Below are 22,845 nucleotides of genomic sequence, written 5' to 3'. Positions count from 1 at the left end.
GTCCTGCAGCATATGACCATGGCTCACCGGGCAGACGGGCAGTCCTTCCCGAGCGCCCTCACCGCGATGTGGATCGTTACGCTGGCCGTACCCGATGGCGAACCTGGAGGAACCGATGACCGAGCAGCTCGATCCCATGCCCGAGGACTGGCGGCGCGCCCTGGCGATCGTCGCCCATCCCGACGACCTGGAGTACGGCTGCGCCTCCGCCGTCGCCAAGTGGACCGCGGAGGGCCGCGAGGTGGCCTACCTTCTCGTGACGCGCGGCGAGGCGGGCATCGACACCGTCGAACCGGCCAAGGCGGGGCCGCTGCGCGAGCGGGAGCAGCGCGCGTCGGCGGCCGTGGTCGGCGTGAGCGAGGTGGAGTTCCTCGACCATGAGGACGGGGTCATCGAGTACGGCGTCAGGCTGCGGCGTGACCTGGCAGCGGCGATCCGCCGGCACCGTCCCGAGCTGCTGATCACCCTGCACTTCGGTGACACGTGGGGCGGGAGGTACTGGAACACCCCTGACCACCAGGCGGTCGGCAGGGCGGTGCTCGACGCCGCCGCCGACGCGGGCAACCAGTGGATCTTCCGTGGCGACGGTCCCGGGCCGTGGAACGGGGTGCGCTGGGTGGCCGTGGCGGGGGCCGACGACCCCACCCACGCGGTGGACGTCACCGGCACGCTGGAGCACGGCGTGCGCTCGCTCCTGGAGCACCGCGCCTACATCGAGGCGCTGACCGACGAGGATCCCGAGGCGTACTGCAGGAGTTTCCTCGAAGGGGTGGCCACGCAGGCCGCCGACCGGTTCGGCGGACGTCCCGCGGTCACCTTCCGGCTGTACGAGCGCTGAAAGCCGTACGTGCGCCGAAAGGGCGATGCCCCCTGCCGCGCGGCGGCAGGGGGCATGCGTGGATGCGTCAGTCGCACGGGATGTAGACCAGCGCGGTCGCGTTGTCCTCGTCGTCCTCGAGGTTGACCTTGTCGCCGTCCTCGACGGAGACGATCTCCTCAGCGAGCGTGTTCGGTCCCCCGTTGGCGTGGAACACCGTGAACAGCGTCACGGTCGTTCCCGTCCTGTTCCTGACCGAGCTGGCCTTGCCCAGGAAGCCCGTTCCGAGGCCGTGGATGCCGCACTCGTCCTCCTGCCAGAACTGCGTCGCCCCGTTGGGCTTGTCGTACAGGCAGACGCTCCCGTTCGAGCACTTCCACTTCGATGCCGCCGTGCTCGAAGCCTGCGCGGCACCGGTCACCGCGGTGAGGACGGCGAGGCCGAGGCCGCCGGCCACCAGTAAGCGAGTGAGTCGCATGGATGTTTCCTCCCCTGGAATCGCTTCCCGAGGAGGATCTCCCGGCGGGGGCGCACCCGCATGAGTAGGTCCCTACTCAGACCTGGACGCGGCGCTCCACGGCGTTGACGATCTCGGCGACGGCCTCCTCGACGGGCACGCCGTTCTTCTGCTCGCCGTTGCGGTAGCGGAACGACACCGCGCCGTTGGCGATGTCGTCGTCACCGGCCAGCAGCATGAAGGGCACCTTCGACTTCTGCGCGTTGCGGATCTTCTTCTGCATGCGGTCGTCTGCGGTGTCGACCTCGACCCTGATGCCGCGTTCGCGCAGCTTCTTGGCGACGTCGAGCAGGTACGGCGCGTGCGCGTCGGCGATCGGGATGCCGACGACCTGCACCGGGGCCAGCCACGGAGGGAAGGCGCCCGCGTAGTGCTCGACCAGGACGCCGAAGAAACGCTCGATGGACCCGAACAGCGCCCGGTGGATCATGACGGGCCGCTGACGGGAGCCGTCGGCCGCCTGGTACTCCAGCTCGAAGAGCTCAGGCAGGTTGAAGTCGAGCTGAATGGTCGACATCTGCCACGAACGGCCGATCGCGTCACGGGTCTGCACGGAGATCTTCGGGCCGTAGAAGGCGGCGCCACCCGGGTCGAGGACCAGCTCGAGGTTCTCGGCCTCGGCCACCTCGCGCAGCGTGCGGGTGGCCTCCTCCCACGCCTCGTCGGCGCCGACGTACTTGTCCGGGTCCTTGGTGGACAGCTCGAGGTAGAAGTCCTCGAGGCCGTAGTCGCGCAGCAGGCTGAGCGTGAAGCGCAGCGCGCCCGCCAGCTCGTCCTTCATCTGCTCGTGGGTGCAGTAGATGTGGGCGTCGTCCTGGGTGAGGCCGCGGACCCTGGTCAGGCCGTGGACCACGCCCGACTTCTCGTAGCGGTAGACGGTGCCGAACTCGAACAGCCGCAGCGGCAGCTCGCGGTAGGACCTGCCGCGAGCCCCGAAGATCAGGTTGTGCATCGGGCAGTTCATCGGCTTGAGGTAGTAGTCGGCGCCCTCGACCTCCATCGGAGGGAACATGCCGTCCTTGTACCAGTCGAGGTGGCCGGAGATCTCGTACAGGTGCCCCTTGGTGATGTGGGGCGTGTTGACGAAGGAGTAGCCGGCGTCCTCGTGCCTGCGCCTGGAGTAGTTCTCCATTTCCCTGCGGATGATGCCGCCCTTGGGGTGGAAGACCGGCAGGCCAGAGCCGAGCTCGTCGGGGAAGGAGAACAGGTCGAGCTCGGCGCCCAGCTTGCGGTGGTCGCGCTTCTCGGCCTCCTCCAGCAGGTGGAGGTACTCCTCCTGCTTCTCGCGGCTCTCCCACGCGGTGCCGTAGATGCGCTGCAGCTGCGGGTTCTTCTCGCTGCCGCGCCAGTAGGCGCCGCCGGTGCGCATGAGCTTGAAGGCCGGAATGACCCTGGTCGAGGGCAGGTGCGGGCCCCTGCACAGGTCCTTCCAGCACAGCTCGCCGCTCTTGGGGTCGAGGTTGTCGTAGATGGTCAGCTGGCCCTCGCCGACCTCGACATTGGCGCCGTCCTCGGCGGCCGAGGCGGCGCCGCCCTTGAGGCCGATCAGCTCCAGCTTGTACGGCTCGGCCGCCAGCTCGGCGCGCGCGTCGTCGTCGGACACCTCGCGGCGCGCGAACGTCTGCCCCTGCTTGACGATCTCGCGCATCCGCTTCTCGATGCGCTTGATGTCGTCGGGGTGGAAGGCCTGCTCGACGTCGAAGTCGTAGTAGAAGCCGTTGTCGACGGGCGGGCCGATGCCCAGCTTGGCCTCGGGGAACAGCTCCTGCACGGCCTGGGCCATGACGTGGGCGGTGGAGTGGCGCAGGATCGCACGGCCATCCTCGCTGCTGATCTGGACGGGCTCGACCACGTCGCCTTCGCGGACGGGGGAGGCCAGGTCGCGAAGCTCGCCGCCGACGCGGGCGGCGATGACGGTGCGGCCGTCGGCCTCGAGCGCCTCGCCGTACGTCGTGCCGGCCGCGACCACACGCTCGGCTCCGGCGAGGGTGATATGCAGCTCGGCTGACACGGTGACTCCTTGGATAGCACGGTTTCGATGATGAACACCGATGCTATCGCGGGTCGTAGCCCAGCCTGGTCAGGTCCTCCCTGCTGCCGTGGAAGACGTTGCGGTCGAGAGGGCTGTTGGCGTACTGGTGGATGGTCCAGTCGCGCCATGGCCTGGGCACGACGGGGCTGCCCTTGGCCTTGCCTGGCGAGGCGATCCAGAGCGGGTACTCACCGAGTCCCGCGCAGTTGCCCTCGTTGGCGAACCACTGGAAGGTGTAGATGAAGGGCCGCATGCCCGTGTGCTTCTCGATGTGCCTGCACCAGCGCCGCGCGAACCTGGCCACCTGGTCGGGCGGCAGCCCGTCGTCCGACTCCAGGTCGAGCGCCACCAGGTCGCCCCTGCGCAGCCCGCCCGCGTTCCTGACGGTGCGCAGGAAGTGCCGGGCCTGCTCGCCAGGGTCGCCCTTGGGCTTGGCGAAGTGGTAGGCGCCGCACACCATCCAGTGCTCGCGCATGAGCTGCCAGTTGCGGTCGAACCACTTGTCGACCCACGCAACGCCCTCTGACGCCTTGGCGAAGCCGAAGGCGACTCCGCTGTCGGCGTGACCTCCCCAGTCGACCGTTCCCTGCCAGTTGGACACGTCTATGCCGTGTAGCACGCGCTTCACCTTGCCGGAGTCTAGGAAGGGGACTTTCGGTCGGCCCCTCACCGCGCCGTCTGCAGGTCATTGAACAGTTCGAGCCACATCGGGGCAACCACCCCTGTCGAATAGGCCCGCACGGTCCGTACGGCCTGCGCCCCGAGCCGCCTGCGCCGCGGCTCGTCGTCGATCAGCCCGGCGATCGCCTCGGCCAGCGCCTCGACGTCCTGCGGCGGCACCAGCACGCCGTCGACGTCGTGCGTGATGACCTCTCCCGGCCCTGTCGGACAGTCGAAGGCGACGACGGGCAGCCCGTGGGCCATGGCCTCGATCATGACCATGGGCAGGCCCTCGAACCTGGAGCTGAGCACGTAGAGGGAGGAGGCGGCCAGCTCGCGGTGGAAGACGTCGGTGCGGCCCATCAGCGCGACCCTGGACGGGGCGAGCTCGGCCAGCCCTGCTAGTTCGGCCCGCTTGGGGCCGGTGCCGTAGAGGCGCAGCCGCCAGTCCTGGCGGTCGTGGGTGGCTTTCACGAAGGCGGGGATGAGCAGGTCGAAACCCTTCTGAGGGACCAGCCTGCCCGCCGCGATCACGCTGGTGGCGGCGTGGTCGGCGGGCTCGCGCTCCATGGGGTGGACGGCGTTGGGGATGCGGATGATCCTCGCGTCGGGCATGACCCTCGTGTAGTGGGACCTGTCGGTCTCGGTGAGCACGGTGACCGCGTCGAACCTGCCGTAGCCGCGTCTGATGGCCTTCTGCACGGCGGGCCGGTGGGTGGCGAGGTTCATGTGCTCCTGGGCGATCATGCGCACCCGGCCCGAGGCGTGCCGTACGGCCAGCAGGTTGAGGGCGGGCCTGGTGGTGACGAGGATCCCGCCGTCCAGTCCGCGCAGCCACGCGGCGACGGCCGCCTCCACCTCGGGGGTGAAGTAGCCGGCCGCGGGCTCGCCGCGCGGCACGACGTGTCCGCGGAGCCTGCGCAGGGCCCTGGCGTGCAGTTGCGGAGGTCGCACGCCGGCACGCTGGTCGACCAGGGTGCGCACCTTCACGCCCTCGGGGAAGGTGAAGCCGGGGCTGGTGCGCCGCCTGACGGCGGTGACCACCTCGACCTCGTGGCCGGCCGCCGCCATCCATTCCGCCTGGGTGAGGACAGTGCGGATGGTGCCGCCCGTGCCGTAGGCGTGGAGGAGGAGGTAGCGGATCTTCATGGGTAGCCCCAGCGGCCGGTGAGCTCCCTCAGCGGGGCGGGCACCTCCTCCGCCGCGGGCAGGGGGCGGCCCCGCTGGACCGTGCCCGTGCGGATCTTGTCCCTCCAGTCGCCGAGGCCCTTGACCCATGGGGCGTCGCCGTACTCCAGCATGCGCGGCTCGAAGTCGACGCCCAGGAAGGAGCAGATCTCGCCGGCCTTTCCCGCCGGGTCGGCGGTGAAGTCCTCGTAGCGCACGGTCAGCCCGGGCAGCGCCTTTCTCGCGCGGTCGACGGCCTTCATATAGCGCAGCGAGTCGGTGACCGCGTCGTCGGCGGAGCGGCCAGTGCTCTCCTGCCAGGAGCGGGCGATGGAGGCGGGGTGACGCAGCAGGAACACGTAGCGGGCGTCGGGCCAGCAGGTGGCGATGCGCCGGAAGACGAACGCGTTGGACGGCGTCTTGTCGACGATGATCTGCTTGCCGCTTCTGTCGAGCTCCCTGTGCAGGACGCGGTCCCACAGCAGGTGCTCCAGGTCGGCCCTGTTGTGGCCGAGGGCGTCCATGGCCCGCTCGGCCAGCGGCGTGCCGTAGCCGACGGTCAGCCTGCGCACATGCAGCTCGTGCGGGGCGTGGATCTTGGAGTGGGCGTTGAGCACGGCGCGCAGCAACGTGGAGCCCGACCTGACGGGGCACAGGAGGAAGACCGGTTCGCGCAGCAACCTGTCGGCCGCCGGGTCGGCGGGCGGCCTGACGTCCGCCTCGGTCTCGGGGGCGGCGACGGGCAGCCTGGTGAGCTGGAAACCCGTCATCTTGCCGAAGGTCGTGTTCACCCTCCGTATCCAGTTCATGCGGTGGGACGTTAACAAGCCCTCCTGAGGATTGCCTGGGCTTCCGCTCAACGGAAGGACACAGTGGCGTTGTCGGTGTCGGCTGGAACGGTGAGCGCTATGAAGGTCGGGAAGGTGGTCGGGTCGGCGGCGGAGGCGGTCGCCGGCATCAGCGAGGGGTCGTCGCTGGCCGTGGGCGGTTTCGGGCTGTGCGGCGTGCCGTCCGTGCTGATCGCGGCGCTGCACGAGCAGGGCGCCGGCGGGCTCCACGTGGTGTCGAACAACTGCGGCCTCGACGGGCGGGGGCTCGGGCTGTTGCTGGTGGCGGGCAGGATCGTGCGGGCGACGGGCTCCTACATCGGCGAGAACAAGGAGCTGGCCAGGCGTTACCTGAGCGGCGAGATCGAGGTCGAGCTGGTGCCGCAGGGGACGCTGGCCGAGCGGCTCAGGGCGGGCGGCAGCGGGATCCCCGCCTTCTACACGCCCGCAGGCGTCGGGACGATGGTGGCCGAGGGCGGGCTGCCCTGGCGCTACGCCGCCGACGGGAGCGTGGCCGTGGCCTCGCCTGCCAAGGAGGTGCGGGAGTTCGGTGGCGTGCCGTACGTGCTGGAGGAATCGATCACGACGGACTTCGCGCTGGTCAGGGCGGCCAAGGGCGACGCATACGGCAACCTGGCCTTCGACAGGAGCGCGCGCAACTTCAACCCCCTGGCGGCGATGGCGGGCAGGGTGACGATCGCGGAGGTCGAGGAGCTGTGCGAGCTCGATCCCGACGAGGTGCATCTGCCCGGTGTGTTCGTGCAGAAGGTGGTCGCGCTGACACCTGAGCAGGCGGCCGACAAGCACGTGGAGAAGAGGACGGTGCGCGCCTGATGGCCTGGTCCAGGGAGCAGATCGCGGCCAGGGCGGCGGCCGAGCTCGCCGACGGCACCTACGTCAACCTCGGCATCGGACTGCCGACGCTGATCCCCGCCTTCATCCCGCCCGGCGTGGACGTCGTCGTCCATTCCGAGAACGGCGTGCTGGGCGTGGGCCCCTACCCGCTCGAGGACGAGGTCGACCCCGATCTGATCAACGCGGGCAAAGAGACGGTCACCGTCCTGCCGGGGGCCTCGTTCTTCGACTCCGCCCTGTCGTTCGGGATGATCCGCGGCGGCCACATCGACGTCGCGATCCTCGGCGGGATGCAGGTCTCGGCCCGCGGCGACCTGGCCAACTGGTCGGTGCCCGGCAAGATGATCAAGGGCATGGGCGGCGCGATGGACCTCGTCCACGGCGCACGCAGAGTGATCGTCGTCATGGAGCACCTCGCCCGCGACGGCTCCCCCAAGATCGTCAAGGAGTGCTCGCTCCCGCTGACGGGGGCGGCGTGCGTGCACCGGATCATCACCGATCTGGCCGTGCTGGACGTGACCCCCGACGGGCTCAGGCTGGTGGAGACCGCGCCCGGCGTGAGCGTGGAGCAGGTGCGCGCGGCCACGGAGCCCGAGGTGCTGACCGAGGGTTAATATCCGGACATGCCGCCTGTTAGCGTCGCAGGAAAAGTGATGGCGATCCTGGACGCCTTCTCCCAGGGCGAGGTACGGCTGACGCTGACCGAGATCTGCCGCAGGGCGGAGCTGCCCCTGGCCACCGGGCACCGGCTGGTGGGAGAGCTGGCCAGGGGCGGCTTCGTCGAGCGGTTGCCCGACGGCGCCTACCGGGTCGGCATCAGGCTGTGGCGGATCGGCACGCAGGCGGCTGCCGCGGCGGATCTGCGCGAGCTGGCGCTGCCGTACATGGAGGACCTGTACGAGGTCACGCGCGCCAACGTGCAGCTGGCCGTGCGGCGCGGGCTGAAGGCGCTCTATCTCGAACGGCTGCGCGGGCCCGCCTCGGTGCCCATCGTCAGCAGGGTCGGCGGCGAGCTGCCGCTGCACGCCACGGGGGTCGGCAGGGTGCTGCTGGCCTTCGCGCCCGAGCAGGTGACGGACGCGGTCGTCTCGGCCGGTCTGCCCGCGCTGACCAAGCACACGGTGACCGACCCCGACCGGCTGCGCGCCGCCCTCGCCGAGGTGCGCAGGACGGGCGTGGCGGTGACGCGCGAGGAGATGACGCTGGGCACCTGCTCGGTGGCGGCCCCGGTCCGCGGCGCGGGCGGGGAGGTGGTCGCCGCGCTGTCGATCGTGACCAGGCCGCGTGCCGACCTCAGGTCGGTCGTGCCCACCCTGGTCACGAGCGCGAGGGCGCTTTCGCGCGACGTCAGCGGCCACTACTGATGAAATGGTTCCGCTGACCGGAAGACCGGCGGCCGAGCCCGAGGGGCCGACCATGAGGATCAGGGCATGCGAACCCAGGTAGCGATCATCGGCGCGGGACCCGCGGGGCTCCTGCTCTCCCACCTTCTCGGACGGCGCGGCATCGACGCGGTGGTGCTGGAGGCGCGCGACCGCGCCTACTGCGAGCGCCGGCAGCGGGCGGGGATGCTGGAGCAGGGCACGGTGGACGTGCTGCGGGCCTCGGGCGCGGGCGAGCGGCTCGACCGCGAGGGGCTCACCCATCACGGGCTGGAGCTGCGCTTCGGCGGTGCGGGCCACCGGATCCCGCTGAGCGAGCTGACCGGCGGCAGGACGGTCACGATCTACGCCCAGACCGAGATCGTGAAGGACCTCATCGCGCTGTCGCCCGAGGGCAGGATCAGGTTCGGGGCCGAGGTGGTCGAGGTCGACCCGGCCTCGCCGCGCGTCACCTACCGCGAGAACGGCGTGCTGAAGACCCTCGACTGCGATCTGGTCGCCGGCTGCGACGGCTTCCACGGGGTCTCGCGCGCCGCCGTGCCGCGGGCGAAGGTGTTCGAGCGCGAGTACCCGTTCGCGTGGCTCGGCGTCCTGGCCGACGTGCCGCCCTCGACCGAGGAGCTCATCTACTGCCATCACGACCGCGGCTTCGCCCTGCACAGCCTGCGCTCACCCCAGGTCAGCCGCCTCTACCTCCAGGTCTCCCCCGACGACGAGCCGGCCGCGTGGCCCGACGAGCGCGTCTGGAGCGAGCTGCGCACCAGGTTCGCCACCCGCGACGGGTGGACGCTGAAGGAGGGCCCGATCAGGGAGAAGGCGATCACTCCCATGCGCAGCTTCGTCACCGAGCCGATGCGGCACGACAACCTCTTCCTGGCCGGTGACGCCGCGCACATCGTGCCGCCGACCGGCGCCAAGGGCCTCAACCTGGCGGTGTCCGACGTGACGGCGCTGGCCTCCGCCATCGCCGCGCGCTACGAGGAGGGCTCCTCCACGCTGCTCGACGGCTACTCCGCCGCCAGGCTCAGGCGAGTGTGGCGGGCCGAGCACTTCTCCTACTGGATGACCACACTCCTGCACACCGACCACTCCGCCGACGCCTTCGCCAGACGGCTGCAGCTGTCGCACCTGGAGTACGTGGTCTCGTCGAGGGCGGCGGCCACCACGCTGGCGGAGAACTACGTAGGCTTCGCCCATGACGGCCCCTGACCTGCTGCCTCACCTGCGGCGCGCCCGCGACCTGGCCGACCGCCACTACGCCGAGCCGCTCGACCTCGAGGCGTTGGCCGGCGCCGCGGGCTGCTCGCGCTTCCACTTCGCCCGCTCCTTCAAGCGGGTGTACGGCGAGACGCCCGCGCGCTACCTGACCTCGCGCCGCATAGGACGAGGCGAAGACGTTCTACACCGAGAAGCTGGGGTTCGAGGTGCGCGAGGACGTCAGCCTCGGCGACTACCGCTGGCTGACGGTGGGGCCGAAGGGCCACGCGGACGTGACGATCATCCTGTCGGCCATCGGCGCGCCGCACTTCGACGAGGAGACGGCCGCGCAGCTGCGGTCCGTGATCGCCAAGGGGGCGCTGGGTCCTGGGGTCATGGCCACCGACGACTGCCACAAGAGCTTCGAGGAGCTGTCGGCCAGGGGCGTGGAGTTCGTCCAGGAGCCGGCCGACCGCCCCTACGGGATCGAGGCGGTCTTCCGCGACAACTCCGGCAACTGGTTCAGCCTGACCCAGCGCAAGGGCTGACCCCCCTGTCAGAGGAGGGTCTTGAGGAAGTCCCTGGTGCGCTCGCGTGAGGAGAACTCGGCCGCGACGAAGTCGGTGACCCCGATCCCGCCCAGCGCCTCGATCTGGGCGCGCACCGTGGCCTCGTCGCCGACGATCGCCACGTCGCCGGGGCCGGCGGCGCCCTCCCTGTCGAGCATCGCCCGGTAGGAGGGCAGCTGGCCGTACACCGAGAAGACCTCGGCGGCGCGTGCCCTGGCCCCTTCGGGGTCGTCGGTGACGCAGACCGGCAGCGCGCACACCACGCGGGGCGCGGGTCTGCCCGCCTGCTCGGCGGCCCGCGTGATGGCGGGCACGACGTGCTCCTCGACGGTCCTGGGCCCGGTCATCCAGAGCACCGTGCCGTCGGTCATCGAGCCCGCCAGTTCGAGCATGCGGGGTGCGAGGGCGGCGACCAGCACCGGCAGGCCCGTGCCTGGGATGTTCAGCCTGATGTCGGCCCGCAGGGTCTCGCCCTTGACGTCGGCCTTCTCGCCGCGCGTGAGCGGAAGCAGGATGTCCAGGTACTCCTTCATGTGCCTGGCAGGCCGTTCGAAGCTGTAGCCGAACATCTGCTCGATGACGACCTTGTGCGACAGGCCGATGCCGAGCGCGAGCCTGCCGCCGAGGGCGAGGTTGGCGGTCAGCGCCTGCTGGGCCAGCGCCGCGGGATGGCGCGGGTAGGTCGGCACGACCGCGGTGCCGAGCTCGATGCCGGGCGCCTGCCCGCCCGCCACGGCCAGCGCGGTGATCGCGTCGAGGCCGAAGATGTTGGACAGCCAGGCGGAGGCGAACCCGTCGCCGGCGGCCCGGGCGATCGACTCCCGCAGCTCGGCGATGGGGTCAGTGCCCCGGGGCTCGTTGAGCAACAGTCCGACTCGCATCGCAACCGAACTCCATTCTAATCGGGATGCGGCGAGTCTAACCCCGCCAGATCTTGATCACCGCGTCCGCCACGGCGATCTTCCGGTCGATCAGGCCGGCGGCTTGGAGCAGGTGTCCGGCGGCGAGAAGGGGAGCCGTGCTCCCGGTCTGCGGCAGGCCGGGTCTGTAGTCTGGATCTCATGACGCATGAGCGCGCCGGACAGCCCGCGCAGCCGGCCGACCTGATCGACGTGGCCCGCCTCGTGACCGCGTACTACGCGCTTCACCCGGACCCCTCCGAGGTGTCGCAGCGGGTGGCGTTCGGCACCTCGGGGCACCGTGGCTCGGCCTTCGACACCGCCTTCAACGAAGACCACATCCTCGCCACGAGCCAGGCCATCGTGGAGTACCGCGCCGCTCAGGGGATCGACGGGCCGCTGTTCCTCGGCGCCGACACGCACGCGCTGTCCGAGCCCGCGAAGGTGTCGGCGCTGGAGGTCTTCGCCGCCAACGACGTGACCGTGCTCGTCGACAGCCGCGACGGCTACACGCCCACCCCCGCGGTCTCCCACGCGATCCTGACGCACCCGGGCTCCGACGGCGTCGTGGTCACCCCTTCGCACAACCCGCCGCGCGACGGCGGCTTCAAGTACAACCCGCCCAACGGCGGGCCCGCCGACACCGACGCCACCTCGTGGATCCAGGACCGCGCCAACGCGCTCATCGCGGGCGGCCTGAAGGAGGTGCGGCGGGTGCCGTACATCTCCTCGCTCGGTGAGCGCTACGACTTCCTCGGCAACTACGTCGACGACCTGCCCAGCGTGATCGACCTCGACGCGATCAGGTCGGCGGGCGTGCGCGTCGGCGCCGATCCGCTCGGCGGGGCCAGCGTGGCCTACTGGGGCGAGATCGCCACCAGGCACGACCTCGACCTCACCGTCGTCAACCCGCTCGTCGACCCGACCTGGCGCTTCATGACGCTCGACTGGGACGGCAAGATCCGCATGGACTGCTCGTCGCCGTACGCCATGGCGTCCCTGATCGCCAACCGGTCGACGTACGACATCGCCACAGGCAACGACGCCGACGCCGACAGGCACGGCATCGTCACCCCCGACGGCGGGCTGATGAACCCCAACCACTACCTGTCGGTGGCCATCTCCTACCTGTACGGTCACCGTCCCTCGTGGCCGGCCGCGGCGGGCGTCGGCAAGACGCTCGTCAGCAGCAGCATGATCGACAGGGTGGCGGCGTCCATCGGGCGGGAGCTGTACGAGGTGCCCGTCGGGTTCAAGTGGTTCGTCTCGGGACTGCTGGACGGGTCGCTCGGGTTCGGCGGCGAGGAGAGCGCGGGCGCCTCGTTCCTGCGGCGCGACGGGTCGCCGTGGACCACGGACAAGGACGGGATCATCCTGGCGCTGCTGGCCTCGGAGATCCTGGCGGTGACGGGATCCTCACCCAGCGAGCACTACGCGTCGCTGACGTCGCGGTTCGGTTCGCCCGCCTACGCCCGGGTGGACGCTCCGGCGAGCCGGGAGGAGAAGGCGGTGCTGGCGAAACTGTCGGCTTCGCAGATCAGCGCGGACACGTTGGCGGGCGAGCCGATCACCGGGGTGCTGACCAGCGCGCCGGGCAACGGGGCGTCGCTGGGCGGGGTGAAGGTGTCGACGGAGAACGCGTGGTTCGCGGCCAGGCCCTCGGGGACGGAGGACGTCTACAAGATCTACGCGGAGTCCTTCAACGGGCCCGACCACCTGGCCCAGGTCCAGAAGGAGGCCCGAGCGGTCGTCTCGGCCGCCCTCGGCTGACCGCCGGCCAGGAGGGTAGCGGGAGCGCCCCTGGCCTTCCCCGCGAACGGGCGTCAGCGGTCCAGCGCGGCGCCCGTGTCGGGCCGGACGGCGGTGCGGGCCAGGTCGGCGCGACGCCCGGCGGCCACCCCGTCGCGGTAGCCCGTGCCGCTCATCCGCGGCACGCTGCGTCTGATCCGCGGGTACACCTCCGCCACCGCCCGCTCCACCTCGACCTTCCGATCGGCCAGCACCAGCTCGGTGCCCGGCGCCCCCGCCGACGCCGCCCGCGACTCGGCCGCCACCAGCAGCCGGTAGACCTCGTCGGTGAACCCCAGCATCCATGAGCGCCGATAGGCCCGCACCCGGTCGGCGGGCACCGGCACCCTGGCGACCCCCGACGCCATCTGCAGCAGCAGCGACGTCGCCAGCAGATCCGCGCGCTCCAGGTCCGACGCGAACCCGAACACGTGCACCCGCTGCCCGCCGTCCCCCTTGCCGATCAGCACGGGACGGCAGCGCACCGCCTCCGACACCAGGTACACCAGCCTGGCCTTCTCCCTGGCCCACGGGTCGCCGAGCACGACGACCCTGTTGGCGGGCGTGCTGCGGGCCGCCGAGGGCGCGGCCCGCTCGATGCCGTACTTGGCCATCAGCGCCGTCGCCGCCGCCATGAACGTCTCGCGCTCGTGCTCGTTGTCGGTGCCCTCGGCCTTGGCCAGCAGCTTCCGCACCCGATCGAGGGTGCGGCTCATCCCTGGGTCGGTCACCCGGTGAGGATACGGTCCCCGTCCGCGATGATGGGGAACGTGCCGGTGTCCACGATGCCGTGTTCCTGGTAGAGGGCCTCGATGAGGGCGTGCGCCTGCGGTTCGAGCTTCCACAGCGCCCGGTACTCCCGGGCGGTCGACAGCGAGATGCCGATCTCCTGTGCGATGTCGACCGTGCGGGGCACGATCCGCTTGGCGATCTGCCTGTCCCAGTACTCCCTGGCGGCCCGCATCAGCGCGGCGCGCTGGGCGGTGTCCATGACCTGAGGCGTGGTGTCGAGGACCTGGATGTCCTCGTCCTCGTCCTCCACCAGGCGGGCCAGCGCCGGCGGCAGCGCGGGCCTGGCCGGCACCGGCTGGTGGTCGGTCTCGGCGGCCCACGGCACGCGGGGGTCGGCGTCGATGAGCTTGGCCGTGTTGTAGAGGGCGGCGATCTGCTGCAGCAGCGCCTCCTGGCGCGCGGGGTCGACGGCCAGCCCGGTGTGCTCGACCGCCTGGTCCATCGCCCTGTCGAGGCGGGCCATCGCGACGCGCAGCTTGCGCTCTGAGACGCCCTGCTCGCGCAGGGAGCGGGCCTTCTTGGCCGCCAGCGCCACGCGGGTGAGCCTGCGGTGCGCGTCGACCTCGCTCGCCGTACGGTCGGACACCTCGGCCAGGCCCATCCGCACCAGCACCCGCTCGGGCGTGAAGCGCCAGTTGATGCGGCCGGTGCCGCGGATGCGGTGTCGTTCGATGGCCATGCCGCGCTCCCACAGCCACGCGGCCACCAGCGGCGCGGCCAGACGGAAGACGGCCTCGGCCAGGCTGCGCGCGTCCATGCTGGACAGGACCGCCGTCAGGCAGGTCAGCGCCCAAACGGCGATGCCGTCGATGCCGGCGGAGAAGTTCTCCCGCATGTTGCGCCGCGCGCGGACGGCCGAGGTGACGATCGCGACCTCGATGAACGCGAACAGCAGCAGCCTGAGCGGCCCGTCGAGGCCGAGCACGTCGCCGGAGAAGCGCCACATGCCCTGCGCGGACACGCCCGTGGCGATCGAGGCGGCGACGACGGTGAGGATGTCCTCGATCGGGCGGGGGGCTATCACCTGTAGGTAGAAGCGCGTGCCTGCGCGGATGGCGACGCGGAGGGCCAGGATGGCGAGCGCCAGGGCGATCAGGGCCAGCAGGCAGATGAAGGCCGCGCTGACCGGGTGCTCCGACGCGAAAGTGGCGGCTTGCTCGAGGAGAGGCATCAGTCACTTTCCGTCAGTCTCGATGTCCGACTGTATATCGACGAGATCATCGCAGAATGTCGGCTTCCTGTATGCCAAATCGCGGTGTTGGAGGCCGGAGGCTGACCATATCGCGACCGGTCTCAGGACGAACCGGACTTCCGCTCCTCGCGTCCGGAGTCCGTCCGCGGGCAGGGACCTTCCACCCTCGGAATGAGGCACGTTTCATCCCAGGGGCTCACAGAACCGGCGGCATGCGCCCCTACGCTGTGAGTCGTGTCTGATAATGAGTTCCCGCTCGTGCAGTTCATGCGCGAGGGTTTCGACCCGGTCGCCGAGCTTGCCCGTATCCGTACGGAGCAGCCGGTCTTCCCCATGCAGATCCCCGGCGGTCAGACCGTGTGGCTGGTCACCCGCTACGAGGACGTGAGGGCTGTCCTGGGGGACGCGGGACGGTTCAGCAACGACTTCGGCAACGTGATCGGGCTGGGGGCCACGCAGGAGGACCCCGGCGGTCTCGGCTTCCGCGACCCGCCCGAGCACACCAGGCTGCGGCGCTACCTCACGCCCGAGTTCACGATGCGGCGGCTGCGCAGGCTGGAGCCGCGCATCGAGGCGATCGTCGACGACTGCCTGGACACCATGGAGCGCAAGGGCTCGCCGGTCGACCTGGTGGAGGAGTTCGCGCTGCCGATCCCCTCGCTGGTGGTGTGCGAGCTCCTCGGCGTGCCGTACGAGGAGCGATCCGACTTCCTCCGCCTGAGCACCGACAGGTTCGACTTCTCCGCGGGTCCTGAGGCGTCGCTGGCGGCGGTCAACGAGTCGATGGCCTTCCTCACCGAGCTGGCGGCCAGGGAGCGTAAGAATCCAGGTGAGGGCCTGCTGGGCCAGCTGGTGCGCGACCACGGAGACGAGATCTCCGACAAGGAGCTCGCGGGGTTCGCCGACGGGCTGCTGACCGGCGGCCACGACACCAGCACCAGCATGCTCGCGCTGGGCACCCTGTGGCTGCTGGAGAACCCCGAGGAGCTGGCGAGGGTCCGCGAGGGCGGCGAGCACGTCACCAGGGTGGTGGAGGAACTGCTGCGGTACATGACCGTGGTGCAGGTGGCCTTCCCCCGCTTCGCACGCGAGGACATGGAGCTGGCAGGGCAGCCGATCGCCAAGGGCGAGATGGTGCTGTGCTCGCTGGCCGCGGCCAACCGCGACTCCGCGCTGGGCGTGGACATGGACACCGTCAGGCCGATGCGGGAGGCGCCCTCCCACCTGGCCTTCGGGCACGGCATCCACCGCTGCATCGGCGCTCCCCTGGCGCAGATGGAGATGCGCATCGCCTACCCCGCGCTGCTGCGGCGCTTCCCCGAGCTGCGGCTCGCGGTGCCGTACGAGGAGGTTCCGTTCAGGGAACTGGCCATCGTGTACGGCCTCAAGCGGCTGCCCGTCGCGTTCTAGCCCGCCAGAACAGGATCAGCAGCGCGACGACGGCGGCGGCGACCACGCCGAGCGTCATCACCCCGACCGTGGCCAGCAGCACTCGCACGTTCAAGACATGGCTCTCCCCCTGAAACGTGTCAAGGCGTAGCGTCGCAGACGTGGCAGCGATCGATCTGACCGGGATCAGGGCCGTGGTGTTCGACACCGATGGTGTGGTCACCGACACGGCCAGGGTGCACGCCGCGGCGTGGAAGAGCGTCTTCGACCCCTACCTGCGGGGGCGCTCGGAGCCGTTCGACGTGCGCGAGGACTACCTGTGCCACGTCGACGGCCGCACGCGCCTGGACGGGGTCCGCACCTTCCTCGGCTCGCGCGGGCTCTCCCCCTCCGAGGAGGACGTGGCCGCTCTCGGCGCGGCCAAGGACCGGATCTTCGTGGAGCAGATCGAGCGGTACGGCGTCGCCGCCTTCCCCTCGGCCGTCGGGCTGCTGCACGAGCTGCGCCGCCGCGGCAGCCGTACGGGGGCGGTCTCGGCGAGCGCCCACTGCCGCAAGGTGGTGGCGGCGGCGGCGCTGATGCACCTGTTCGACGTGGTCATCGACGGGCGGCACGACCAGCCGGGCCCGGCCTCGTTCGACGAGGCGGCCAGGCTCCTGGACGTCCGGCCCGAGGAGATCGCCGTGGTCGGCGACACGCTGCCGGGGATCGAGGCGGCGGGGCGCGGCGGGTTCGGGCTGATCGTCGCGATCGACAGGGCCGGGCTTCCGTTCAAGGAGCTCGGCGCCCACCTGGTGATCGCGGATCTCGCGGAGCTGGACGTCACAGGTCGCGTTCGCCTATAACGTGCGGACTATGACGGACAACCTCGACCTGGCCGCCCGAGCTCAGGAACTCGCCGACAGCGCACCCGTCGGGTCGCTCAGCCGTACCGCCGCCCACTCCGTCGCGATCACGCTCGCGACCACCAGGGACGCCGAGCACGCCAGGAGCGTGCTCGACGGTCTCGATCCCGCCGACGTACGGCAGGCGGCCCTGGAGCTCCTCGGCGAGCTCACGGTGGACGACCGGGAGGCCATGGCCTGACTGCGCCCTCCGACCGGCCGGCGGGGTCGGCCGGAAGCCGCATTTCGGACAGGGTGGGGGAAGGCACCGACGGGCAGGCGGCATATCCTGAACGTGCCCTAGTCCGCCGACCCAAACGGTGATCTGAATGTTCGAGGTCTTCTCGGCCCTCGCGCCGCCCGCGATCGTGGCCACGGTCTTCCTGCTGGGCGTGCGCGCGCTGCTCAAGCACGAGAAGGCCGCCAAGGCGCAGGAACGCCGCGAGGCGCTGGCCGAGAGGCAGGCCGCCGCGGGCGGCCAGCCGTAGACGCCCGCGAGCGGTCACGAGTGGCTCAGGCGGCCTCCTCCAGCGGTTCGAGGCCCGCCAGGAGGCTGAAGGCCCTTGTCATGAGGTTGAGCGTGACCAGGCCGACGAGGTCCGCGATCACGCGGTCGCTCCATCCGTAGTGGCGCAGCTCGGCCACGTCCGCGTCGGAGATCGACGCGGGCTCGGCCAGCAGCCGCACCGCCACCGCGATCAGCGCTCCTTCGCGCGGGTCGGTGGAGGCGCCCTGACGGGCCAGCGTGACGTCCAGCTCGCTGAGGCCCGCCGCGCGCGCCGCGCCGGCGTGCGCCTGTCGGCACAGGTCACAACCGATCCACTCCTGTACGGCCAGCGACACCTTCTCGCTGAGCGTGCGCGGGAGCCCGACGCGCTTCATCGCCCTGGTGAGCTCCAGGTAGCCCTGCAGCAGCGCGGGCGAGTGGGCCATAGTCGAGATCATTTCTCCCGCCCCGCCGTGGCGCTGCACGATGGCGTCGAGCAGTTCCTTCGACTTCTCCGGCGCCTGTTCGGGTGCCAGACGGGTCAAGACGTCTCAGGTCTCCTCCTTCTGAACCCCGCCTCCAACCCTGCCCACCTGCGGATCATTCCCCCTGGTGGGCGACCCGCCTCCCCCGCGCGAGGGAGGTCAGGCGGGTGCGCCGCCGGAAGAGTCGATGGTGTGAGAAGTGCATACGCGGCTATCGCGTGGACCGGTCTGTACGTGGCGTCCAAGGTCCACTTCGCGCTCGAAGGACGGCTCGGAGTCACCGGCGGGCCGCGGGTCTCCCCGCAGAGCTACCAGCCGTTCGGGCCGGGCGAGGTCGCGTTGGCGCAGTGGGCCAACGCGGCCTGCGGGCTGGTCGTCGTCGTCATCCTGCTGGCCGGGCGCCTTCCCCTACGCGGGCGGTGGCCGCGCGTGGTGCTGTCGGCGTCGCACTGGGTGTGCACGGCGGCAGCGCTGGTGGGCGCGGTGGGCATGCTCGGCGGTGCCCTGCTCACCGACCGGGGCGGCGCGGTCTTCGGCGGCTACTGCGCGGTCTGGGCCGCCCTCCTCTTCCTGGCCACCCGCGACCTCCGCCGCCGCGCTCCGCGACCGTCGGGCCGCGACCTGCCGTCCAGCTCGCCACAGCCGTCCCGCCGCGTGCCTCGCCCGGTGGAACGCCGGCCCCGCTGACGGCCGCGTCCGGCCCCCGCGGACCGGCAGGGCAGGGAGCACTGGCGGCCGGGAGCGGGTCCTCGATCGAGACCGCGACCCGAGGTGGGCCGGCCGTCCGCGCCGCAGCCGACCCTTCGTGGAGACGTTGCCCCGAGCCGTGGGATCGCCGATGATCTCCACATGAGCCAGAGGGAACGGATGCCCCGGCCCGTCGACATCGCCTGCCTGCTCGTGACGATCCAGGCGGCGCTGGCGGCGGTCGGCGCGGTGTTCATGGGGGTGCTGAGCGTTGCGGGGCCCGGCACTCCCTGGGTGGCGTGGGTGCTGATCGTCCTGGTGCTGGCGGCCGGGGTCTCCGGCTGGAGACTGGCCGACAAGGTGCCCTCCCGCAGGCGACGCGTCCTCGTTCTGATCGTCGCGCTGGAGGCGGCGGTGTTCGCCGCGGGGATGGCGGCGGCGGTCTCGGAAAGTGACTTCGGAGTGTTCTCGCTGGTCAACCCCCAGCTGGCCGTGCCCGTCGTGGTGGTGGGCCTCCTGCTTGCCCCGCCGTCCGCCAGGGCCTGGTTCGACCGCTGACGCGGTCGCGGCGGCGCTGGACAGGCGCGCCTCGGCGCGCGCCGCCCGCCCGCTTCCCCGCTCAGCCCGCGGCGATGTCGGCCGAGGCGAGGATGGCGCGGATGTTCGACCAGATCAGCTCGAGCTGATCTTCGAGCGTGGCGCCAGGCACTCCCTCACGGATCGAGGCCCATCGCCCCCGCGACGAAGAGCAACCGCTGCGCGCCACGGACCTTCATGGCGTGCACGTAGTCGTCGGTGGCCGGGTAGACACCCAGGGGTCGCGGGTGGTCGCGCGTCTTCGGCGGGGTGATCAACCAGAGCAGCCCACAAATCCTGACTTATCCCGCTAAGGTGCATGGGGTTGATCTCGTCCGCCTCAGGAGTCACCCCTCATGCCGCACGTCGCGCCACTGCGTCAAGGTGACCCTGCCGCGATAGGCGCCTACCTGGTCATCGGCCGGTTGGGTGAGGGCGGCCAGGGCGTCGTCTACCTCGGCAGGGCTCCCGACGGCAGGCCCGTGGCCATCAAGGTCCTGCGCGAGGGCGTCGCCCCCGACGACCGCTTCGCCAAGGAGATCGCCGCGGCCCGCAGGGTGGAGCCGTTCTGCGTCGCCCAGGTCCTCGACGCGTCGCTGAGCGGCCGGCCGTACATCGTGACCGAGTACATCGACGGCCCCACCCTGCAGCAGGCGGGCCGCCACGGCGGCGCGGAGCTCCAGCGGCTCGCCATCGCCACGGCGACCGCGCTGGCGGCGATCCACCAGGCGGGGGTCGTTCACCGCGACTTCAAACCGGCGAACGTGCTGCTGGGCCCCGGCGGGCCGCGCGTCATCGACTTCGGGATCGCCCGCGCCGCCGACGCCGGTGCCACCGTGACGAGCGGCATCGTGGGCACGCCCGCCTACATGGCTCCCGAACAGCTCGCGGGGGCGCACGTCGGGCCTCCGGCGGACGTGTTCGCCTGGGCGTCGGTGATGGTGTGGGCGGGCACGGGCGCTCCGCCGTTCGGCGACGACACCCTTCCCGCGATCATCAACCGCATCCTGAACAACGAGCCGCAGCTGGGCGACCTGCAGCAGCCGCTGCGCTCGATCGTCTACGCCTGCCTGGCCAAGGATCCCGCGCACCGGCCGACGATGCGGGACGTGCTCCTGCGGCTCCTCGGCGGCGCCGGGCCGGACGAGCCGACCGCGCCTGCGCGCCGCGCCGCCCGCGGGAACCGCGGTCGCGTCGTCATCTCCGTGGTCGCGGGCACCACCGTCGTGGTGTCCGCGGCCCTGGTGGCCGCCGTCGTCTCGCGCCTGCCCGCGGCGGACGGGCAGCAGGGCTCCCCCGCGCTCGCCGCCGTCACCACGACCACCGGCACGGCGGTCGTGGGCTCGGCGACGCCGTCCAAGCGGGTCACGCCTGGGGCGAAGAAGACCCGGAAGTCCACGCCGTCGCCGAAGGCCACCCCTTCGGCGAAGGCCACCCCTTCGCCCAAAACCACTCCCACGGCCAATCCGACGACCGCACGGCCGACGGCGACCGCCAAGCCGTCGCCCACGGCCACGCGGAAGCCCGCCGCGAGCGCGAGGTTCAGCGTCCTCCCCATCGAGCTGTCCGCTGGACCGGGGCAGAGCGAGGCGGACGGCTGCTACATGCCGCCGGTGCACTTCCAGAGCAAGGTGGAGTCGAGCAAGAAGGAGCTGTGGTTCACCTATCGGTGGACCGTGGACGGGAAGAGCGTCGCCAGCGGCAAGAGCTGGATCCCCGAAGACGACTACACCTCGTTCGTGACCTCCGGGCAGTACATGCTGAAGGCAGGCAGCCACACGGTCGCCCTGCGGGTCACCTCACCGGGTACGGCCAGCAGGAGCATCTCGATCGACGTCTGCTCGGTGGACTACTGATGACGTCGTTCTCGATCGGCCCCTACCGGGTCGTCAGGCAGCTCGGCGAGGGCGGCCAGGGCGTGGTCTACCTCGCCACCGCGCCCGACGGTCGTCCTGTCGCGATCAAGACGCTGCGCGAGGGGTTCGCCGGCGACGACCGCTTCGCCAAGGAGATCGCCGCCGCGCGCAGGGTGGAGCCGTTCTGCATCGCGCAGGTTCTCGACGCGTCGCTGGGCGGCCGGCCGTACATCGTGACCGAGTACGTGGAAGGGCCCTCGCTGCACGAGGCGGGCCGTCACCTCGGCGCCGACCTGCAGCGGCTGGCCATCAGCACCGCCACGGCGCTGGCCGCCATCCACCGGGCGGGCGTCGTGCACAGGGACTTCAAGCCCGCCAACGTGCTGCTCGGCCGGGACGGCCCGCGCGTCATCGACTTCGGCATCGCCCGCGCGGCGGGCTCCGCCCTCACGGTCACCAGCAGCATCGTCGGCACCCCCTCTTACATGGCTCCCGAGCAGCTGGCAGGCGCGGAGGTAGGCCCGCCGGCGGACGTGTTCGCCTGGGCGGGCGTGATGGTGTTCGCCGCGACGGGCATGCCGCCCTTCGGCAGGGGGTCGCTGCCCGAGCTGATCAGGAGGATCCAGTACGGCGAGCCCGAGCTGGCGGGCGTCCCCGACGCGCTGCGCCCGATCGTGGCCGCCTGCCTCGACAAGGACCCGGCCCGCCGCCCGGCCATGCAGGACGTGCTCTTCCAGCTGATCGGCGGCCATGCGCCTCCCCGAAGCGAACCCGCCCGCCGCCACCGCCCCGCGCTCGTGGCGGGCGCGGCGGCGCTCGCCGTCGCCTGCGTCGCCGCCGCCGCCTGGGGAGCCGTCTCGTTCCTGCCTGGCATCGCCGGCACCGTCGCCGCCCTCCCCACGAACACCCCAGACCCTGCCGCCACGGAGCCCGTGCACCCCTCGAGCACGACACCCCAGGCCAAGCCCACCAAGGGCAAGGCCCGAGCCCGTCACACCCCCACCGCGGGCCCGACGACCAAGCCCACCGCGGGCCGGACAGCCGAGCCCACCGCGGATCGCAGCTCGCGGCCCACCGCGACCACCACCAAGCCCGTCACGCGAGCCAGCTCCACGCCCACCGCCTCGCCCACCAGGCGCACGGCCGAACCGACCGCCCCCAGCGGTGGCGTGACCTCGGTGAGCCTGCGCTACGAGGGCTTCAAGCTTGGAGACTGCTGGCGTTCCGACACCAACATCTTCGCCGACGTGAAGGCGACAGGGACGATCAGCTACCGGTGGGTGGTCAACGGCCAGAGTATGGGCAGACTCGACAGCAGCCCTTCGGACAAGATCTTTCTGGGCTCCCCCACGTGGAAGCAGCCGGGCACGTACCGGGTCGTCTTCCAGGTGATCGCGCCTTCGAGCCTCCGGCGGAGCCTCACGGTGAACATCTGCGACTTCGAGAAGGGCTGGTAGCCGGCGGGTCCGTTGCCGCGTTCCCCATGATTCGACCTGCCGGCCTCCTGGCTGGCCATACCGGGGCAACTCGCCATAGCGGTGGAGACGTGGCCTCCACCGAGCGATCCTGACTGACATGGACGACCACGCGAAACTGCCGGGCACTACCCGTCACGAGCGGGAGGAGCTCACCACTGAGGAGCGACTGGCCATGCTGCCGGTCGACGAGCCCGCCCCGATGTGCCGGAGCGGGCGCTGGAGGCGTTCGGGGAGTGGCGTCGCCGCGGCCCTGCCTGACCCCTGCGCCGCCTGGAAGGCGGCTTGGCGACTGGACCGGCACGGATTCCT

The 22,845-nt window shown here is 71.1% G+C and carries 25 protein-coding genes and 1 pseudogene; 16 read left to right on the top strand and 10 right to left on the bottom strand.

The genetic code is table 11. The annotated features are described in order from the left end of the window. Positions 1–115: 115 nt before the first annotated feature. Complete coding sequence (locus AB0B45_RS19110; RefSeq protein WP_358132096.1) at positions 116–838, top strand: PIG-L family deacetylase; 723 nt, start codon at positions 116–118, stop codon at positions 836–838. 67 nt (positions 839–905) lie between these two features. Here AB0B45_RS19110 and AB0B45_RS19105 read toward each other — a convergent pair whose 3' ends face one another. The 5 genes from AB0B45_RS19105 to AB0B45_RS19085 all read right to left on the bottom strand — a co-directional run bounded on the left by AB0B45_RS19105 (position 906) and on the right by AB0B45_RS19085 (position 6,002). Next, positions 906–1,295, bottom strand: a complete 390-nt coding sequence (locus AB0B45_RS19105; protein WP_358132094.1) for a peptidase inhibitor family I36 protein — start codon at positions 1,293–1,295, stop codon at positions 906–908. A gap of 76 nt (positions 1,296–1,371) precedes the next feature. Continuing rightward, entirely contained in the window at positions 1,372–3,345 is a 1,974-nt protein-coding gene (thrS, locus tag AB0B45_RS19100; RefSeq protein WP_358132092.1) for a threonine--tRNA ligase, read from the bottom strand. A 43-nt stretch (positions 3,346–3,388) separates the two neighbouring features. Beyond that, positions 3,389–3,994, bottom strand: a complete 606-nt coding sequence (locus AB0B45_RS19095; protein ID WP_358132090.1) for a GH25 family lysozyme — start codon at positions 3,992–3,994, stop codon at positions 3,389–3,391. 38 nt (positions 3,995–4,032) lie between these two features. Then, on the bottom strand, positions 4,033–5,175 hold the full coding sequence (locus AB0B45_RS19090) for a glycosyltransferase family 4 protein (protein WP_358132088.1): 1,143 nt from the start codon (positions 5,173–5,175) through the stop codon (positions 4,033–4,035). Beyond that, a complete protein-coding gene (locus AB0B45_RS19085) occupies positions 5,172–6,002 on the bottom strand; it encodes a sulfotransferase (RefSeq protein ID WP_358132086.1) in 831 nt (276 codons plus the stop codon). Before AB0B45_RS19085 ends, AB0B45_RS19090 begins: the two co-directional genes overlap by 4 nt. 99 nt (positions 6,003–6,101) lie before the next feature. Between AB0B45_RS19085 and AB0B45_RS19080 the strand changes: the two genes are divergently transcribed. From AB0B45_RS19080 to AB0B45_RS19055, 6 genes and pseudogenes are all read left to right on the top strand, one after another. Beyond that, complete coding sequence (locus tag AB0B45_RS19080; RefSeq protein WP_358132084.1) at positions 6,102–6,854, top strand: CoA transferase subunit A; 753 nt, start codon at positions 6,102–6,104, stop codon at positions 6,852–6,854. After that, positions 6,854–7,489, top strand: a complete 636-nt coding sequence (locus AB0B45_RS19075; RefSeq protein WP_358132082.1) for a 3-oxoacid CoA-transferase subunit B — start codon at positions 6,854–6,856, stop codon at positions 7,487–7,489. The genes AB0B45_RS19080 and AB0B45_RS19075 overlap by 1 nt, the downstream gene beginning before the upstream one ends. Before the next feature lie 9 nt (positions 7,490–7,498). Continuing rightward, positions 7,499–8,239, top strand: coding sequence for an IclR family transcriptional regulator (locus tag AB0B45_RS19070; RefSeq protein WP_358132080.1), 741 nt, complete (start codon positions 7,499–7,501; stop codon positions 8,237–8,239). 66 nt (positions 8,240–8,305) lie between these two features. Next, positions 8,306–9,466, top strand: coding sequence for a 4-hydroxybenzoate 3-monooxygenase (locus AB0B45_RS19065; RefSeq protein ID WP_358132078.1), 1,161 nt, complete (start codon positions 8,306–8,308; stop codon positions 9,464–9,466). Beyond that, positions 9,453–9,614, top strand: a pseudogene (locus tag AB0B45_RS19060) (AraC family transcriptional regulator); the annotation flags it as partial. The gene AB0B45_RS19065 and the pseudogene AB0B45_RS19060, both read left to right, overlap by 14 nt. Before the next feature lie 67 nt (positions 9,615–9,681). After that, a complete protein-coding gene (locus AB0B45_RS19055; protein ID WP_358132076.1) occupies positions 9,682–10,002 on the top strand; it encodes a VOC family protein in 321 nt (106 codons plus the stop codon). 8 nt (positions 10,003–10,010) lie between these two features. On the opposite strand, the gene AB0B45_RS19050 is transcribed toward AB0B45_RS19055, so the two are convergent. Continuing rightward, positions 10,011–10,904 (bottom strand): TIGR03564 family F420-dependent LLM class oxidoreductase, encoded by an 894-nt coding sequence (locus AB0B45_RS19050; RefSeq protein ID WP_358132074.1) that lies wholly within the window; start codon positions 10,902–10,904, stop codon positions 10,011–10,013. Positions 10,905–11,084: 180 nt separating this feature from the next. Here AB0B45_RS19050 and pgm point away from each other — a divergent pair, with 180 nt between their 5' ends. After that, positions 11,085–12,692, top strand: a complete 1,608-nt coding sequence (pgm, locus tag AB0B45_RS19045; protein WP_358132073.1) for a phosphoglucomutase (alpha-D-glucose-1,6-bisphosphate-dependent) — start codon at positions 11,085–11,087, stop codon at positions 12,690–12,692. A gap of 53 nt (positions 12,693–12,745) precedes the next feature. On the opposite strand, the gene AB0B45_RS19040 is transcribed toward pgm, so the two are convergent. Together AB0B45_RS19040 and AB0B45_RS19035 are read right to left on the bottom strand one after the other, a co-directional pair. Further along, positions 12,746–13,441, bottom strand: a complete 696-nt coding sequence (locus AB0B45_RS19040; RefSeq protein WP_358132071.1) for a DUF2786 domain-containing protein — start codon at positions 13,439–13,441, stop codon at positions 12,746–12,748. Continuing rightward, entirely contained in the window at positions 13,438–14,673 is a 1,236-nt protein-coding gene (locus AB0B45_RS19035; protein WP_358132069.1) for a hypothetical protein, read from the bottom strand. The genes AB0B45_RS19040 and AB0B45_RS19035 overlap by 4 nt, the downstream gene beginning before the upstream one ends. A gap of 255 nt (positions 14,674–14,928) precedes the next feature. Between AB0B45_RS19035 and AB0B45_RS19030 the strand changes: the two genes are divergently transcribed. From AB0B45_RS19030 to AB0B45_RS19015, 4 genes are all read left to right on the top strand, one after another. Beyond that, a complete protein-coding gene (locus AB0B45_RS19030; protein WP_358132067.1) occupies positions 14,929–16,104 on the top strand; it encodes a cytochrome P450 in 1,176 nt (391 codons plus the stop codon). Between the two features lie 140 nt (positions 16,105–16,244). Next, complete coding sequence (locus AB0B45_RS19025; RefSeq protein ID WP_358132065.1) at positions 16,245–16,928, top strand: HAD-IA family hydrolase; 684 nt, start codon at positions 16,245–16,247, stop codon at positions 16,926–16,928. Between the two features lie 10 nt (positions 16,929–16,938). Then, positions 16,939–17,169, top strand: a complete 231-nt coding sequence (locus tag AB0B45_RS19020) for a hypothetical protein (RefSeq protein WP_358132063.1) — start codon at positions 16,939–16,941, stop codon at positions 17,167–17,169. A 127-nt stretch (positions 17,170–17,296) separates the two neighbouring features. Beyond that, positions 17,297–17,455 (top strand): hypothetical protein, encoded by a 159-nt coding sequence (locus tag AB0B45_RS19015; RefSeq protein WP_358132061.1) that lies wholly within the window; start codon positions 17,297–17,299, stop codon positions 17,453–17,455. 25 nt (positions 17,456–17,480) lie between these two features. Here AB0B45_RS19015 and AB0B45_RS19010 read toward each other — a convergent pair whose 3' ends face one another. Then, positions 17,481–17,999: a carboxymuconolactone decarboxylase family protein gene (locus tag AB0B45_RS19010; RefSeq protein ID WP_358132059.1), complete on the bottom strand. Its 519-nt coding sequence runs from the start codon at positions 17,997–17,999 to the stop codon at positions 17,481–17,483. Between the two features lie 132 nt (positions 18,000–18,131). On the opposite strand from AB0B45_RS19010, the gene AB0B45_RS19005 reads away from it, so the two are divergent. Next, positions 18,132–18,626 carry a hypothetical protein gene (locus tag AB0B45_RS19005; protein ID WP_358132058.1) on the top strand — a complete coding sequence of 165 codons (495 nt, stop codon included), beginning with the start codon at positions 18,132–18,134 and terminating at the stop codon, positions 18,624–18,626. A 162-nt stretch (positions 18,627–18,788) separates the two neighbouring features. Next, positions 18,789–19,184, top strand: coding sequence for a hypothetical protein (locus tag AB0B45_RS19000; RefSeq protein WP_358132057.1), 396 nt, complete (start codon positions 18,789–18,791; stop codon positions 19,182–19,184). A 155-nt stretch (positions 19,185–19,339) separates the two neighbouring features. Here the strand turns inward: AB0B45_RS19000 and AB0B45_RS18995 are convergent, their stop codons facing one another. After that, the gene (locus tag AB0B45_RS18995) at positions 19,340–19,480 is read right to left on the bottom strand and encodes a hypothetical protein (protein ID WP_358132055.1); all 141 of its coding nucleotides are present in this window, start codon (positions 19,478–19,480) and stop codon (positions 19,340–19,342) included. 78 nt (positions 19,481–19,558) lie between these two features. Here AB0B45_RS18995 and AB0B45_RS18990 point away from each other — a divergent pair, with 78 nt between their 5' ends. After that, entirely contained in the window at positions 19,559–21,058 is a 1,500-nt protein-coding gene (locus AB0B45_RS18990; protein ID WP_358132053.1) for a serine/threonine-protein kinase, read from the top strand. Continuing rightward, positions 21,058–22,515: a protein kinase gene (locus tag AB0B45_RS18985; RefSeq protein WP_358132051.1), complete on the top strand. Its 1,458-nt coding sequence runs from the start codon at positions 21,058–21,060 to the stop codon at positions 22,513–22,515. Before AB0B45_RS18990 ends, AB0B45_RS18985 begins: the two co-directional genes overlap by 1 nt. The last annotated feature ends 330 nt before the right edge of the window (positions 22,516–22,845 follow it).

Origin of the sequence: Nonomuraea sp. NPDC049152 (genome assembly GCF_040648355.1) — a bacterium.
Taxonomy (GTDB): Bacteria; Actinomycetota; Actinomycetes; order Streptosporangiales; family Streptosporangiaceae; genus Nonomuraea.
Note: the sequence above shows the minus strand (reverse complement) of the source record. Positions and strands in the feature narration are given on the sequence as shown.